This is a genomic window from uncultured Tateyamaria sp. (genome assembly GCF_947503705.1).
Classification (GTDB): Bacteria; Pseudomonadota; Alphaproteobacteria; order Rhodobacterales; family Rhodobacteraceae; genus Tateyamaria.
On sequence record NZ_CANNES010000008.1, the window covers coordinates 184172 to 198193 of the forward strand.

General features: G+C 58.8%; 19 protein-coding genes and 1 pseudogene. 13 read left to right on the forward strand and 7 right to left on the reverse strand.

Going from position 1 to position 14022, the window contains the following annotated elements:
* Positions 1 to 36 precede the first annotated feature (36 nt).
* Both Q1A44_RS17145 and Q1A44_RS17150 read right to left on the reverse strand, forming a co-directional pair.
* Positions 37 to 324 (reverse strand): co-chaperone GroES, encoded by a 288-nt coding sequence (locus tag Q1A44_RS17145; protein ID WP_299627701.1) that lies wholly within the window; start codon positions 322 to 324, stop codon positions 37 to 39.
* 196 nt (positions 325 to 520) lie between these two features.
* The gene (locus Q1A44_RS17150) at positions 521 to 757 is read right to left on the reverse strand and encodes a hypothetical protein (RefSeq protein ID WP_102870781.1); all 237 of its coding nucleotides are present in this window, start codon (positions 755 to 757) and stop codon (positions 521 to 523) included.
* 150 nt (positions 758 to 907) lie between these two features.
* Between Q1A44_RS17150 and Q1A44_RS17155 the strand changes: the two genes are divergently transcribed.
* Positions 908 to 1642, forward strand: a complete 735-nt coding sequence (locus Q1A44_RS17155; protein WP_299627707.1) for a Crp/Fnr family transcriptional regulator — start codon at positions 908 to 910, stop codon at positions 1640 to 1642.
* Positions 1643 to 1700: 58 nt separating this feature from the next.
* On the opposite strand, the gene Q1A44_RS17160 is transcribed toward Q1A44_RS17155, so the two are convergent.
* The 3 genes from Q1A44_RS17160 to Q1A44_RS17170 form a co-directional block, all read right to left on the reverse strand.
* On the reverse strand, positions 1701 to 1889 hold the full coding sequence (locus Q1A44_RS17160; protein ID WP_215267165.1) for a hypothetical protein: 189 nt from the start codon (positions 1887 to 1889) through the stop codon (positions 1701 to 1703).
* A 216-nt stretch (positions 1890 to 2105) separates the two neighbouring features.
* The gene (locus tag Q1A44_RS17165) at positions 2106 to 2519 is read right to left on the reverse strand and encodes a hypothetical protein (protein ID WP_299627712.1); all 414 of its coding nucleotides are present in this window, start codon (positions 2517 to 2519) and stop codon (positions 2106 to 2108) included.
* Complete coding sequence (locus Q1A44_RS17170; protein WP_299627714.1) at positions 2516 to 2941, reverse strand: hypothetical protein; 426 nt, start codon at positions 2939 to 2941, stop codon at positions 2516 to 2518. The genes Q1A44_RS17165 and Q1A44_RS17170 overlap by 4 nt, the downstream gene beginning before the upstream one ends.
* Positions 2942 to 3213: 272 nt before the next feature.
* Here Q1A44_RS17170 and Q1A44_RS17175 point away from each other — a divergent pair, with 272 nt between their 5' ends.
* The 11 genes from Q1A44_RS17175 to Q1A44_RS17225 all read left to right on the forward strand — a co-directional run bounded on the left by Q1A44_RS17175 (position 3214) and on the right by Q1A44_RS17225 (position 10762).
* The gene (locus Q1A44_RS17175) at positions 3214 to 3528 is read left to right on the forward strand and encodes a hypothetical protein (RefSeq protein WP_299627716.1); all 315 of its coding nucleotides are present in this window, start codon (positions 3214 to 3216) and stop codon (positions 3526 to 3528) included.
* Positions 3525 to 3878, forward strand: a complete 354-nt coding sequence (locus tag Q1A44_RS17180) for a hypothetical protein (RefSeq protein ID WP_299627718.1) — start codon at positions 3525 to 3527, stop codon at positions 3876 to 3878. The genes Q1A44_RS17175 and Q1A44_RS17180 overlap by 4 nt, the downstream gene beginning before the upstream one ends.
* Positions 3879 to 3948: 70 nt before the next feature.
* Positions 3949 to 4707: a hypothetical protein gene (locus tag Q1A44_RS17185; RefSeq protein ID WP_299627720.1), complete on the forward strand. Its 759-nt coding sequence runs from the start codon at positions 3949 to 3951 to the stop codon at positions 4705 to 4707.
* A gap of 151 nt (positions 4708 to 4858) precedes the next feature.
* Positions 4859 to 5992: a DUF1611 domain-containing protein gene (locus Q1A44_RS17190; RefSeq protein ID WP_299627722.1), complete on the forward strand. Its 1134-nt coding sequence runs from the start codon at positions 4859 to 4861 to the stop codon at positions 5990 to 5992.
* A complete protein-coding gene (locus Q1A44_RS17195) occupies positions 5989 to 7110 on the forward strand; it encodes an alanine/ornithine racemase family PLP-dependent enzyme (RefSeq protein WP_299627724.1) in 1122 nt (373 codons plus the stop codon). Before Q1A44_RS17190 ends, Q1A44_RS17195 begins: the two co-directional genes overlap by 4 nt.
* A 49-nt stretch (positions 7111 to 7159) precedes the next feature.
* On the forward strand, positions 7160 to 7396 hold the full coding sequence (locus tag Q1A44_RS17200; RefSeq protein ID WP_299627726.1) for a hypothetical protein: 237 nt from the start codon (positions 7160 to 7162) through the stop codon (positions 7394 to 7396).
* A gap of 112 nt (positions 7397 to 7508) precedes the next feature.
* Positions 7509 to 7790: a hypothetical protein gene (locus tag Q1A44_RS17205; RefSeq protein ID WP_299627728.1), complete on the forward strand. Its 282-nt coding sequence runs from the start codon at positions 7509 to 7511 to the stop codon at positions 7788 to 7790.
* A 77-nt stretch (positions 7791 to 7867) separates the two neighbouring features.
* On the forward strand, positions 7868 to 8701 hold the full coding sequence (locus tag Q1A44_RS17210; protein WP_299627730.1) for a transglutaminase family protein: 834 nt from the start codon (positions 7868 to 7870) through the stop codon (positions 8699 to 8701).
* A gap of 90 nt (positions 8702 to 8791) precedes the next feature.
* Positions 8792 to 8959 carry a hypothetical protein gene (locus tag Q1A44_RS17215; protein WP_299627732.1) on the forward strand — a complete coding sequence of 56 codons (168 nt, stop codon included), beginning with the start codon at positions 8792 to 8794 and terminating at the stop codon, positions 8957 to 8959.
* Positions 8960 to 9046: 87 nt separating this feature from the next.
* Complete coding sequence (locus Q1A44_RS17220) at positions 9047 to 9580, forward strand: hypothetical protein (RefSeq protein ID WP_072506902.1); 534 nt, start codon at positions 9047 to 9049, stop codon at positions 9578 to 9580.
* Positions 9581 to 9838: 258 nt separating this feature from the next.
* Positions 9839 to 10762 carry a transglutaminase family protein gene (locus Q1A44_RS17225; protein ID WP_299627738.1) on the forward strand — a complete coding sequence of 308 codons (924 nt, stop codon included), beginning with the start codon at positions 9839 to 9841 and terminating at the stop codon, positions 10760 to 10762.
* A 137-nt stretch (positions 10763 to 10899) separates the two neighbouring features.
* On the opposite strand, the gene Q1A44_RS17230 is transcribed toward Q1A44_RS17225, so the two are convergent.
* Both Q1A44_RS17230 and Q1A44_RS17235 read right to left on the reverse strand, forming a co-directional pair.
* A complete protein-coding gene (locus Q1A44_RS17230) occupies positions 10900 to 11877 on the reverse strand; it encodes a 2-dehydropantoate 2-reductase (protein ID WP_299627739.1) in 978 nt (325 codons plus the stop codon).
* A gap of 26 nt (positions 11878 to 11903) precedes the next feature.
* A complete protein-coding gene (locus Q1A44_RS17235) occupies positions 11904 to 13436 on the reverse strand; it encodes an acyl--CoA ligase (RefSeq protein WP_299627741.1) in 1533 nt (510 codons plus the stop codon).
* 422 nt (positions 13437 to 13858) lie between these two features.
* On the opposite strand from Q1A44_RS17235, the pseudogene Q1A44_RS17240 reads away from it, so the two are divergent.
* A pseudogene (locus Q1A44_RS17240) lies at positions 13859 to 14022 on the forward strand (histidinol dehydrogenase); the annotation flags it as partial.

Sequence of the window (14022 nt, forward strand, 5' to 3'; positions counted from 1 at the left end):
GCTCCTGAGAATGAAATTTCGGCGTTGCTGTCGGGGTCAGGCCATGACGCCGAGAATATCGCTCTCCTTCATGATAATGAGATCTTCGCCGTCGAGTTTAATTTCGGTCCCTGACCATTTTCCAAACAGGATCCGGTCGCCAGCCTTGACGTCCATGGCGATACGCTCGCCATCCTCGTCCTTGGCGCCAGCGCCGACCGCGACGATTTCACCTTCCTGTGGCTTCTCTTTTGCGGTGTCAGGGATGATGAGCCCGCCTGAGGTCTTCGCGTCGCCTTCGATGCGGCGGACGAGAACCCGGTCGTGGAGTGGAGTGAACGACACGTAAGTGCTCCTTATTCGGCTGTTTAGGGGAGCATGGCGATGTTCGGATGTGCTTTGGTACTCGCCATACCCGAGTGCCAATATTATTGAACTGATGACTCAGCAGCGGTTCTACAATAGCGCCTCAAAGAATATCTTTTTTGCTTTCCATGAGTGCATATCCATAAATGCTCCCGCCCACTGTTGAAGCTTGACGTCACAAGCGCCGAACAGAGTTACCGCCAGCAATGATCGCGTTGATCAAGTCTGCGACGGCTCGGTGCCTTTCCGTTTCGGGGTCGGTCCCGACTGCGTTCTCATGCGTCGCTGCGGCGTCGCGAAGAACCCCCACGATCTCGTGCTCCGGCAGCAGCCCGCGATCGTTCAAGGCAAGCAGGAGCGCCTCGCAGATCGATAGGGCGGCCTGGCCTGCATGTTCGCTCGTCGTGGACATGCTCATATTCCTTCTGGTGCATCCTCAACCGCGGGAAGTTGAAATTCAGATTGATCCGTACTTCTCGCAGGAACTTCGCTATGCTGGACTGATCCAGAGCAGTGTCCGGGCCGATTTCCGCTCTTGGTTTACGACGCTCCGGGAGACCCCATGACATCAGTTGAACACAGCCCCCTGACCCGCAAGCTTTCGGCCTTCGTCGCCCTGTCTGATGTCGAGCTGGCCGTGCTTGAACGACTGCACCAGCGTCGTCGATCCTTCGTCGCGGGGCGCGATATGGTGCATCAGGGCCAGACAGCTCAGGCTGCCTATATTCTGTCTGCGGGTTGGGTCTGTTCTTACAAGCTACAGGCCGACGGGACGCGGCAGATCGTGGATTTCCAAGTGCCCGGGGATTTCCTGGGGTTGCGGAGCGTTCTCTTGCGCACCTCGGACCACAGCTTCGAACCCATCGTGGACATCGAGGCGGCCGAAGTGCTGAGCAGCGACCTTCTGGAAGCGTTCGCGCAGACCCCACGCCTGGCGACCGCAATTCTCTGGGCGGCGTCAAGGGACGAGGCGATGGTTGTGGAGCATCTCGTCGGGATTGGTCGGCGTGATGCGGACGCCCGGATGGCGCATTTTCTCCTGGAGCTGGCATCGCGTTTGGCGTTGGTCGGCATGGGAAGCAGGGAAGGGTACGACTGTCCGCTGACGCAATACCACCTCGCCGATGCCCTGGGTCTGAGTGCGGTTCACGTGAACCGGGTCCTGCGGCAGCTTCGCGAGAGCGGGAGTGTCACTTTCCGGGACGGTCATGTCACGATTCATGATCATGACCGTCTGGTGGACCTTGCCGAATTCGATCCGGCCTATCTGGATCAGATCGGACCGCTCTTGAAATGAGAGGGCCGCCCTCCCTTGTTTGGCAGGCGGCCCCGGTGATCAGGTCAGACGCCGAAGGTCAGGCGAGGGCGTGGGTCGCCGCGTCGAGTTCCTTGTTGGTCTCGGCGTCGTTCTTCGCCGTGTTTGCCTTCTCAGCAGCCTGGTAATGCTTCAGCGCCGAATCCTTCTTCGGGCCTGTGGGTGCCTTGTCCCAGGCGGCTTTCACTGACTTCATCTTGTCGGCTGTCTTTGTCTGTTCGGGTGTCATTGGGAATGTCCTTTCATGGACGTTCCGAAAAATAAGAAGCGCGCCGACATGCCGACCCTTTCGGGTTCAACACGCCCACACGCTTCTCGGGTACTCGGAAAAAAATGCCTCACCAAATATTCGGCGGGCACATCTCACCTAGCCGATATCAACGCCCCGCCGCACTGACGCAGGTTAGTCCCGGCGCGTGCGGCAGGTCGAATGACGCTGCGGCACTCAGGTCACAATGGTTTGCTGGTGGGAGATCCTCAGCCAGGTGTCGTCATCGTTGAGGTATGTTGAGGCGCAGAGTGCTTTGTAGATCGGTACGCCGGCTTTCTCCGCTGAGACACGGTAGGTGAGAATGGCGACGTCATGACACCGCGTGACGCGACGTTCGGCCATGACGACGGAGCGCCAGCCGGTGCTCTGCTTTAGATGGGTCCAGATCTGGTCGCCCTGGAGGATGCCGGGCGGATAAGGGAAGATCATGATGGCGTTGTTCGCTGTCGTCGCCCGCGCGTTGTCGGCGCCACTGGTCCAGAAGTGTTCCTCCATGTCCCAGAGAACGCCCTGTTCGCGCGGCGATAGCGTCCCGGTCTTGTGCGCGGAATGACCCATTGGCGTCGATGTCTGAGCGGAAACGGTCATGGACCTGATCCCGACCCGACAGTCGACATCACCTGATACAGTAAAAAGACGATCGCGAGTATCGTCCAGATTACCCCGCTTTTGCCCAAGCGGCCGTCGGCGACCGTCGAGGCAGCTCGCTTCAGGGTCTGCGACGGCGGGCTTTCCGGAAGCAGCTGGCTCAAGTCTCCTGCGACCCTGCCGTGATCGCTTTCGAGCGTGGGAACATCCGGAAATCGAGTAAGCAGCGTTCCCAACCGCGCTCGCGCCGCATCGCGCCCCAGAGCGACCAACTCAGCGGTTTCTTTCCATGGATCGAGGCCGAGCCGCGCGAGCGTGGAGAGGACTGTCACGACATATCCGTTTCGATCCTCGCCGACGGACGCATAGAGAAACCGATCAAACTCGGGTGGGTGAGGGTTGAGTACATTGGGGTTGGCCATTGTCATTCCATTCCTTGGTTGCAGGAACGCAGATCGCCCCTGTTTCCCAAAGGATACGCGCAGGTCGGTCTCGCCGCCCTTACACAGGTCAGTGCGGACGACTGCCCCCAGGAAGGTCGCAGCCGGTTCGGTGCCCGGGACTAACATGCATCAGCGCCAGTTGGACGATCCCGAGGTACAAGAGGAGAAGTCGTTCGACTGGTCCGTCCCCGACTTCACGGGACCGTTGACAGTGATGAGCGACGAATCTGCCAACATTGCGGAGGCCAGAGATGACCATGCGGTCGACCAGATCGACGGTGACGTTTTCGAACCCGTTCACCTTGTCGGGATATCCGGGCGAATTGCCTGCCGGTGACTACGAAGTTCTCGTCGAAGAAGAGCTTCTCCAGGGGTTGAGCTTCGAGGCTTACCGTCGGACGGCGACCTACCTGACGGTGCGCGGCAGGGGCCGTCATGCGGGACGCTCCGAGTTACGCGCAACATCTGACAGTGATCTGAAAGAGGCGCTGAGCCGGGACCGGGGCGCAAACAAGAAGAACGATCACAGCGATGCGGCGCTTTCCCCGCAGGAGGATGAAACATGAATACTCCCGAATGGACGAAACCCGGTGTCTATGGTGCCTTGGTTGGTGCGGTTGCCGTCTCTATTCTTGGCTTCACCTGGGGCGGCTGGACAACTGCAGGCGGTGCGCAGGAGATGGCTGATAGCTTTGCCGCAGAGCAAGTCATCTTGGCCATGGTGCCGGTCTGTCTGGGCCTTTCAGAAGCTGATGCGGACCGCGTCGAAATACTGGCAACGCTGCGAGAAACCTCCAACTTCCAACGGCGCAACGCGATGATGGAAACTGGCTGGGCCACATTGCCTGGCACTGAGGCCCCGAGCCGGGATTTGGCAGACGCCTGCCTTGCGGGGCTCGAGTTAGATGGATCGTAAATCACAACTCAGAGAGCCTCGCGGCCCACATGCAATTGCTGCCTGTGTCCCTGCGCAAACACCAACGGTCATGGCCCTATTTATCGGTTCGATTTTGGCGGTCTTGCTTTTTGCACTCCCTGCATTTGGACAAACCGCCGGTCAGCCAATGCCTGACAACGCCAGTGCCAAAAGTTACGGTGATGGATGGGAATGTAATATCCGGTTCCGCCTGAACGAGAATGCCTGCGTCGCTGTGGTCGTGCCGCAAAACGCATATGACACGAACCGGTCCTACGGGTCCGGATGGGAATGTCTGCATGGGTTTCGCAGAACCGATGAAGCTGCATGCGTTGCAGTAGAGGTGCCCGAAGGTGGGTTCTTGGACCCCTCCGGCGAACGGTGGCGGTGTTTACGCGGCTACATCAAGGTCAATGAAACATGTCAGGAAATCGTGCTGCCAGCAAATGCGTACTTGGCAGATGCCTCATATGGCTCCACGTGGACGTGCGAACGCGGGTTTGAAACAACGGGCGACCGGTGTACGGCCATCGCGGTTCCGGCCAACGCCTATCTGAATGGATCAGGATACGGTCAGCCCTGGACTTGTGAGCGCGGCTTCTTCGAACAGGCTGGTCATTGCGAAGCCGTCGCGATCCCCGCAAATGCATATTTTGACGACGCAACCTATGGCACAGGGTGGAAGTGCGATCGTGGATACGTCGCCTCTGGCGAGACATGCGAGTTGATTGATGTTCCGGAAAATGCGCACCTGGACAGGTCGGGAAACCGCTGGGAATGCAACAAAAATTTCCAAAAATCAAAGGGGCTGTGCGTCCTTAACAACTAGGCGCGCGCCACGGCACCATTCCCATTCAAAATGCACATGCGAGGGCAATTCTGCCCTCCGTGCCAACCTGTGAAAGAGAACCACAATGGAAACCAAATCTGAAATTGTTGATACCATCCGCCGCCCTATCAGGGGACCGCAAGCACCTCCAATGAAACAGATCAAACCCGCAGGCTTGACGTCAGGCAGGCAGATCACGTCCTCACCGACGGCGGTCGTCTATTGCGAAGGGAATTTCGCGCAAATCGATGGCAAAACGGCAAATGGCCTTGTGCGCCATTCGCAAGCGTATCGTATCCTTTCTGTCATCGACAGCACCTGTAGCGGCCAAGACAGCGGGACCGTTCTGGATGCTGTCAGCAACAGCATACCTATCTTTGGTCATCTGGACGCCGCAGTTGCCCATGAAACCGCCCTTCCCGATACTCTGATCTATGGGATGGCCCCTTCAACAGGGCGTCTCTCGACTGCGGACCGAGGCGTTGTTCTCCAAGCGATTGAGCTTGGAATGAACATCGTGAGCGGGCTGCATGAATATCTATGCGATGACACAGAAATAGCCAACGCTGCGTCAGTTCGCAATGTCACGATCCGCGACATCCGTAAGCCAAAACCCAGCAAGGACATGCGCCTGTTTGATGGCAGTGTCGCCGGTATTAAAGCGCTGCGGATTGCCATTCTGGGAACCGATTGCGCAATTGGAAAGCGGACAACGGCGACCGTATTGGCACAGGTCCTGAATGCCAGCGACATCAAGACGGTCCTTGTCGGCACGGGCCAGACCGGCCTGATGCAAGGCGCGAAATACGGTATCGCAATGGATGCCGTGCCGCCCCAGTTCTGCTGCGGTGAGCTTGAAGGCGCGATTGTTGCCGCTTCTGAAGCGGAACAACCGGATGTCATTCTGATCGAAGGCCAGGGTGCACTCAGCCATCCCGCGTTTTGCACTTCAGCCTTTATCCTTCGGGGGAGCCAGCCGGACGCGGTCATCCTTCAGCACGCGCCCAAACGTGCACATCGCTGTGACTTTCCCAATATGCCGATGCCTTCTGCCGACAGTGAGATCGCCTTGATCGAAGCCTTTGCCGATACAAAGGTCATCGGTGTCACCCTCAATCATGAAGGCATGACAGAGGTTGAAATCACCGAAACCATCGCGGCCCAATCACACAAACTCGGGTTGCCCGTTACCGATGCATTGGCCAGGCCCGTTGCACATCTGCATGCGATGGTGGTCGCTGCATATCCGGGTTTGATGCAAGGGGCGCCCGTGGCCGCGATATGAGTTGCCCGCGCATCGAAGTGGACCTGGCCAAGATACGTCGCAATACGCACACACTTGTCAAGCGATTGGGCCCGCGTGGGATCGGCGTCACAGGCGTGACCAAGGCTGTCTGCGGGCATCCTGCGATCGCTCAAGCTATGCTCGATGGCGGGGCCGTGGGGCTTGCAGATGCACGTATCAGCAATGTGCAAAAGCAACGTGCGGCAGGCATGACAGGCCCTATCACCCTGATCCGTACGCCGATGATAAGCCAGGCCGATCAAGTCGTTCAGTCCTGCGAAGTGAGCTACAACACAGAGACTTTGGTCATTTCGGCACTGGCTGCTGCCGCGATCCGCACCGGTAAAGTTCACGGTGTAGTCCTCATGGTCGAAATGGGCGATCAGCGCGACGGGATACTACCGGAAAATCTGGCAGATATTGCGCAGCAGGTCATGCAAATGCCCGGGGTTGCGTTGAAAGGGATATGCGCAAACTTTGCGTGTTTGAACGGGCGCGCTCCCACGGCGTCTCAAATGTCAGCTCTTTGCGACCTCGCAAATGAGATCGAGGGGGTGTGCGGCCCTTTCCTCAAGATCGTGTCTGGTGGCAACTCAGCCAACTTGCCCTGGGCGCTTGGTGAACGCGCGACGGGTCGCGTCAACGATCTCCGTCTTGGTGAGGCAATCCTTCTGGGTGTTGAACCTGTGTCCGGAGACCGGATCGACGGGATGCACACGGACGCCTTCACGCTTGTTGCCGAAGTTATTGAAACGGACGCAAAACCTCCACCTTTCCCTATCGCCCTCATCGATCCAACTAGGGAACGACTTCGCATTGTGACAGCCAGTAGAGCTTCCGCCCGCATGATCCTCGCGATGGGACATCAGGACACCGACATTCTGGGGCTCTCAATGCCTTTTGGAAGCACATTGATCGGTGCGACGAGCGATCATCTTGTCATTGGAACGGCTCGACCTCTGCCAAAGGTGGGTTCCGAGGTAAGATTCCAGATGAATTACAATGCGTTGATGCATGCCATGGCCGCACCAGACATCGAAGTGAAACTACTGGGCGATCCACCCACACGCCTATCACGGCGCACACGGGGCAAGGTCGAACACTTGGCGCTGGTTTGAAAGACCTCGCTTGGTCCGGCCGACCTTAAACCACAAAGGAAACTGAAAATTGACGAAACTTACAAAAAAAAATCTGTTCAAAGTGTATGACTCCAAACCGGAAACCGCGATGGATAAGACGACGCGTGTCGTCAGACAAATGGTCGACGAAGAAACGGAACAACGTGACGCCAAGAATTCCCGGTTGCGCAACGCCCGCCTTGAAAGAGAAGCAAACACGCCACCTGTAACCAAAGATTCAGCAGCGTCTAAATCGCGTCGCTCGAAAGCCGCTTCGACCCGGTAGTTGAACTTCGGCGGCTATGTTCGCGTGATGTGCTCCGCCGGGCAATGGTCGCTTCAATCAAGGGCTGCTCACAGAACTTCCCAACGTCCCTGCCGATCACAAGGAACCTTCCATGACAAACGCAGAGCGACCCTCAGAAAAAACCCACTATATCTGCCAGACTTATGTCGAAATGAAAGCTGGGCGCAACGGGCAGACTGGCCTGAAAATTGCCAAGCAACTTGAATATTCCACAGCTTCAGAAGCACAAAACAGAGCCGATCGAGAGGCTCAATCAGAGGATTGCGCAGGCGCGGACGCCTACATGGTGACGGAAGATCCAGCCAGTGGAGAAGTCGGCGAACCGAGGTTCCTCGTAAGGCTTGGGAAGGTTCCAGAACTTGACGATTTCTAGAACCCTGAAAATGGCCGCAGCCTACCGGGACGTTCGGCTCTCCGACGGGGCGTGCATTCTTGGTCGGTGATCGTGACATGACAAAGCGCGGCCGCGCGTCTGGCATGCGGGTCAGCATTGGGTGTCGTCTGCGATACAGCTTCCCCCAGCCGACGCCGCTGATCGCGCTGCTGAACGTCCATTATTCGCGCTTCGGCGACCTCGAGCGCGCGGATTATCTCGTGACCTCCCCGAGCATGCCGCTCGAAAGCTACCGGGATGGCTTCGGCAATTGGTGTACCCGCATGCTGGCTCCGGAGGGCGACTTCACCCTGTCGACAGACGGCATCTTCCGCGATACCGGCCAGCCCGATCCCGTCTTTCCTGATGCGCAGCAGCACGCGGTTCAGGATCTGCCGTTCGAGACACTCGTGTTCCTGCAGGGGAGCCGGTATTGCGATACTGATCTTCTCTCGGAGGAAGCCTGGCGACTTTTCGAGACCACGGAACCCGGTTGGTCCCGCATCCAGGCGATCTGCGATTTCGTGCACGAATATGTCCGCTTCGACTACATGCAGGCGAAAGCGACGCGCACCGCATCGCAGACGATGGTTGAGCGACAGGGCGTCTGCCGCGATTTTGCCCATCTCGCTATCGCCCTGTGCCGCTGCATGAATATTCCGGCACGTTACTGCACCGGATATCTGAGCGATATCGGTGAACCGCTGCCTCATCCGCCGGGGGACTTTGCCGCGTGGATGGAAGTCTTTCTCGCTGGTGAATGGCACATGTTCGACCCGCGCAACAACAAGCCGAGGTTTGCGAGAATTCTGATCGCGCGCGGCCGCGATGCCGCCGATGTGCCTTTGACCCAGACATTTGGGGACAACATTTTGACGGAATTCAAGGTCTGGACAGATGAATTGGCCTGATTGATCTTGGCCTCCTTCTCGATACACCATCGTAAATCACGTCGCCAATCCCCATATGTAAAGTACCGATGTCAAACATCCCGGTCCGTCATGGATGAGGATTTGGCGCCGGCCAATCAGAGGATTGATGACATGTCCTTCAAGGACCTGACCGCCAGGGCGGCGGCCGCATTGAAGCTGAAGCCTGCAGAGACCGTGAAGACCCCTGCCGAAGAGAACGAGACCAAGCCCGTCGGCAAGGAAGCGCCAGCGAAATAAGAAACATCTTGAGGCCTGCACAGGCTGCGCGCCCCATTTTCAAGGGGCGCGCGGACAACAGAAACAACAAGGGAGAGGATTACGCCGATGGAAGATCTTACGAGCAGAACCGTTGCGGTTTTCGTCCGACCGTTCACCGTTCCAGGCTTTGCCGAGACGCTCCCGGCGGGAGAGTACGAGATCGAAACGGAGTTGGTTTCACCCCCGGATCAAGTGGACCCCGAGGCGTGGAAGGCCTCCGTCCTGGTGAAGCTTCACCCCCGAACATCGCATCCTGGGCTTGCGCGGACACTGACCGTTTCCCTTGCCGACCTCGACCACGCACGCGCCAGGGACAAGCTGACGGGTAAGGCGTTGTCCGATTTCTTCCTCGAGGAAATGCTGGCGGATCCGATGGTGCGCCTCGTGATGGAGGCCGATGGCGTCTCCGAAGCACATCTGCGGCATCTCTATTCAGGCCGCGGGACGCCCGGTCCCGATCTGAATGTGCCGGTGTCGACGACGACCACCCAAAGGAACCGGGACGATGTGTCAATCCGGGCCGCCGAAAACGAAGGAATGCCTTCAAGATCGGAAACGCTGTCGCGATCGCGCAGCCGCCACTTAGCGGGACAGATTTGATGTCTGGCAAGGCCATGGCGGAAGGCGCAACGCCGTACATTACGACCGTTCGGGCCCGGCGCGACGTTCCACAGGAACGCCAATGCCTGCGGTGCGAAACCCATTTCTGGAGCGAAGGGTTCGGAGAGCGGATCTGTCGGCGCTGCAAGGGATTGAACGCCTGGCGAAACGCTGTGCCCGATAGCTCCGGGTCATCGCGCCGCCGCTGATCCGCACCGACGTGCGTGCCGTCTTCCTCGAACCACGCTGGACCCCATTTTGGCCTGCCTCGACATCCTTCACACTACAACCTACCGATACCGTCAGGCGGTCTCTCTCGGACCGCACAGGTTGATGCTGCGTCCGCGCGAAACGCGGGAACTGCGACTGTTCTCGCACGACCTGTCCATTACTCCCGAGGCCACTCTAACCTGGGCACACGATGTCGCCGGCAATTCCATAGCGACCGCACTCTTTGACACTCCGACAGATCATCTGGTGATCGAGAGCCGCGCAAGTCTGGAGATCACCGCGCCGGCTTGGCCTGTTTTTGCCATCTCCGCTTCTGCCATCGAGTACCCGTTCCTCTATTCGCCCGACGAATGGACGGATCTGGGCGCGCTGACGACACCGCAATACGATGACCCGGACGACCGTTTTGCCCGATGGGCCGAGAGCTTTATAATGGGGCGCCCGACCGACACGCTGTCTCTGCTGAAGGACATCAGCAATGGCGTCTTCACGCAGATTTCCTATCAGAGCCGAGATGACGAAGGTACCCAGTCGCCCAACGAGACTCTCGAAAGGGGATGGGGCTCGTGTCGCGATTTCGCGGTGCTGCTTGCAGAGGCAGCCCGCCGTCTTGGCCTGGGGGCCCGCATCGTCTCGGGCTATCTCTCCGATTCCGAAATAAGCCTCGTTGGGTCGGCGGGTTCTGGATCTACCCATGCATGGGTCGAAATATTTATCCCCGGTGCTGGTTGGATTTCCTTTGATCCAACGAACCGGAGCGTCGGGTCCGGAAACTTGATACCGCTCGCTGTGGCCCGGAACATCACGCAGGTCACGCCGGTAGCCGGCACGTTCCTCGGAACGAACGTCGATCTGCTTTCGATGGAGATAATGGTAAAAATGGAGAGCGCCACAGCTCAAAACAACTCGCTCCTGGCCCAAGGAGGCGGGGCGGACATCGCGCTTGTCTGATAGCGTTTCGGTGCGACTGGCTTGCGGCGGCTATTTTAAATCAAGCAATATCAATGCCCTAATGTCCGGAGAAGGTTGGATGTCAGGCCCATCCCCTCCGCCATTTTCCCTTTTTTACTCACGCTGCCGTATCTGACTTAGTACAGCCCTGCCGTTTTGCCACGCAGTTGGATCAGCGCCAGCACCGTGTCGATGGTTGGTGTTGGCGTGTTCGTGATCCGCCCCAGTTCCTGAACTGATCCGACCAAGGCGTCGATTTCCATCGGTCGGCCTGCATCCAGGTCTTGCAACATCGAGGTGCGGTGCGCGCCTACGGCGGCGCCACCGTCAATCCGCCGCTCCACGTCGATCGGGAATTTCACGCCCAGCTTTTCGGCGATGGTTTGCGCCTCTACCATCATGTTGCGCGCCACGTCGCGGGTGCCTGAATCAGTGCACAGCACATCCAGTGTCGCATGGGTCAGTGCCGAGATCGGATTGAACGACAGGTTCCCCCAAAGCTTGACCCAAATCTCATCCCTGAGCCGCGGCCGAACCGGTGCTTTCAGGCCCGCAGCCATCAAGGTCTTGGACAGTGCGATGGCCCGTTCGGATTTGCTGCCATCCGGCTCGCCGAGGGAAAAGCGATTGCCTTCGATGTGTCGGATCGTGCCCGGCTCGGACACTTCTGCCGCTGGGTAGACCACACAGCCCAGCACCCGGTCAGGGCCGAACCCTTCCCATTGCGCATCGCCGGGGTCGACCGTGCCCAGACGTGTGCCTTCCAGATCGCTGCCTATCTTGTGAAAATACCACCAAGGTAGGCCGTTCACCCCACTGACAATCGTCGTATCCGGGCCGATCAAGGGCTGCATCGTTTTTACCACGGGCGGCACGGAATGGGCCTTGAGGGTCACAATAACGTAGTCCTGAGGGCCAAGGTCGGAAGGGGTGTCGCTTGCCGTGACGGGCACTGTCACCGGGTCTGCGCCCTCTTCCAGCAAGGTGAGACCTTTGGACTGCATCGCGGCCAGATGCGGGCCGCGGGCCACAAGGCTCACATCGGCCCCCGCCTGCGCCAGTTTCACGCCCATATAGCCGCCGATAGCGCCCGCGCCGAATATGCAGATTTTCATATGTGTGTCCTTTGTTCGGGCGACGCTCAGGCCGGATCGACGAGGCCGAGTTTCTCTGCCAATCCGATGCGTTGCATCTTGCCTGTCGCCCCCTTTGGAATTTCGTCCATGATGACGATCTTGCGCGGGACTTTGAAGGCCGCGAGGCGTTCGGCTGCGAAGTCGCGGATGTCGTCCTCGCTTGCCTTTGCGCCCTCGCGCAGGACCACGGCGGCCGCGACCTCTTCGCCCAGTTTGGGATGGGGCAGGGCAAAGGTCACAACCTGCGCCACGGCCGCGTGATCCATCAGGATGCCGTCGACTTCCAGCGGGCTGATCTTTTCGCCGCCACGATTGATGATCTCCTTGAGGCGGCCGGTCAGGCTGAGATAGCTATCAGCGTCCAGCGTGCCCTGATCCCCAGTGCGGAACCAGCGTTTGCCATCCGCTTCAAAGAAGTTCTTGGCATTGGCCTCCGGGTTGCTTTCATAGCCCGGGGTAACGTTGTCGCCGGAAATCACGATCTCGCCCATACCGTCGATCAGGCGGTTTTCCATCTCATGGGCGATGCCCACCTCCGGCCCCGCGGCAACACCGACCGATCCGGGCTTTTGAGCGCGTGGGGGCAGGGGGTTGGAGGCCATCTGGTGCGTTGCCTCGGTCATGCCGTAAGCCTCGATCACGGGCGCATCAAATGTCTCGACGAGCGCGGTCATCACCTGGGCCGGCAATGAAGCCGAGGACGAGCGCAAGAAGCGGAGCGGAACAGCGGCGATGGTCTCAGCATTGCGCGGCGCGCGGGCCAGGATGGCCTGATGCATCGTTGGCACGGCGGTATACCACGTGGGCTGTGCGGCCTGCATCCAGCCGAAAAAGCGCAGCGCGTCAAAGCCCGGGGCGCACCAGATCGATCCGCCAGCCGCAAGAGAGGCGGAGACGGCAGCGATCAGCCCGTGAATGTGAAAGAGCGGCATGACATTAAGGCATCGATCCTCTGGCGTCAGTGCCAGCGCCGTTTGGATATTGCGGGCAGAGGCCACCAGATTGCTGTGCAAAAGCGGCACGATCTTGGGCCGCGAGGTGGTGCCAGAGGTGTGCAGGATCAGGGCCACATCGTCTGCTGTCGGGATCTGGGGGGGCACCGCCGATACGGGCCCGTCTGTGGTCAGGGTAAAGTGGCCGGCGGGGGCGTCTGCCGCCACATGGGCTCGCAGCACCGCGATACCCAACTTGGCCGCTGCGGCAACCGCAGGGCCATCGTCGTCGGCCATCACAACCAAGGCTTTGGCGTTCAGGTCCTCCAGATAGAATTCGTATTCGTCCTGTTTATAGGCCGGGTTCAGCGGGGCCGTGGTGGCGGCTTGTGCGATGGTGACAAAGGCCGCCGCCATTTCCGGTCCGTTGGGCAATACGATTGCGACGCGGTCACGTGGACTGATGCCAAAGCCTGAAAGCGTTATCACAACGTCCTTTGCCAATGACCGCAAGGCGCCATAGCTCAACCAAGCGCGATCCGGTGCACCAAGCGCGGGCAAAGCGTCGTCATGCGCGGCGAGCAAAGTGGTCAGAGTATGAGACATGAAGTGCTTTCCTTTGGTCTGGTCGCGCAGAGCGCATCGGGTTGTGAACCACACGGGAACGGTAGCATGCAGCTAGGACAAAAGCGAAGCGGGGCAATTGGCAAGACTTTCGACTTTGTAACATTCCTTCATCTCTGCGCCACGGTGATCCGCCTGGGCGAGCCGCAGGATTCCTGCGGACATGCGTTTTTTGAGACGTCTCATTTTTGCGGCCTGAACAGGGCTCTCAATTTCAAAAACCCAAAGGAAGGCGGCATTTTTGCTGAAGAACCAAAGCGGCCATCGCGTGCCCCTTGTGCCTGCGCCAGAGCTGCGCCAATCCTGAGGTAATCTCTGGCTGAGCTGTGTGAATTTGGTATGGGCGGATCGCGCCCATCGCACGAGCGGCCAACCCTGACACAACCAAGACAGAAGGTTTCCCCATGCCCATAGAGTACCTCAAACGCGCATCTCTCACCGCCACGTCTGGCGCGTCTGATGTGAGTGCGACGGTTCGAGAGATATTGTCCTCGATTGAGTTGGGTGGTGATTCTGCGGCTTTGGAGTATGCGGCGAAGTTTGATCGTTATGAGGGCAATGTTGTACT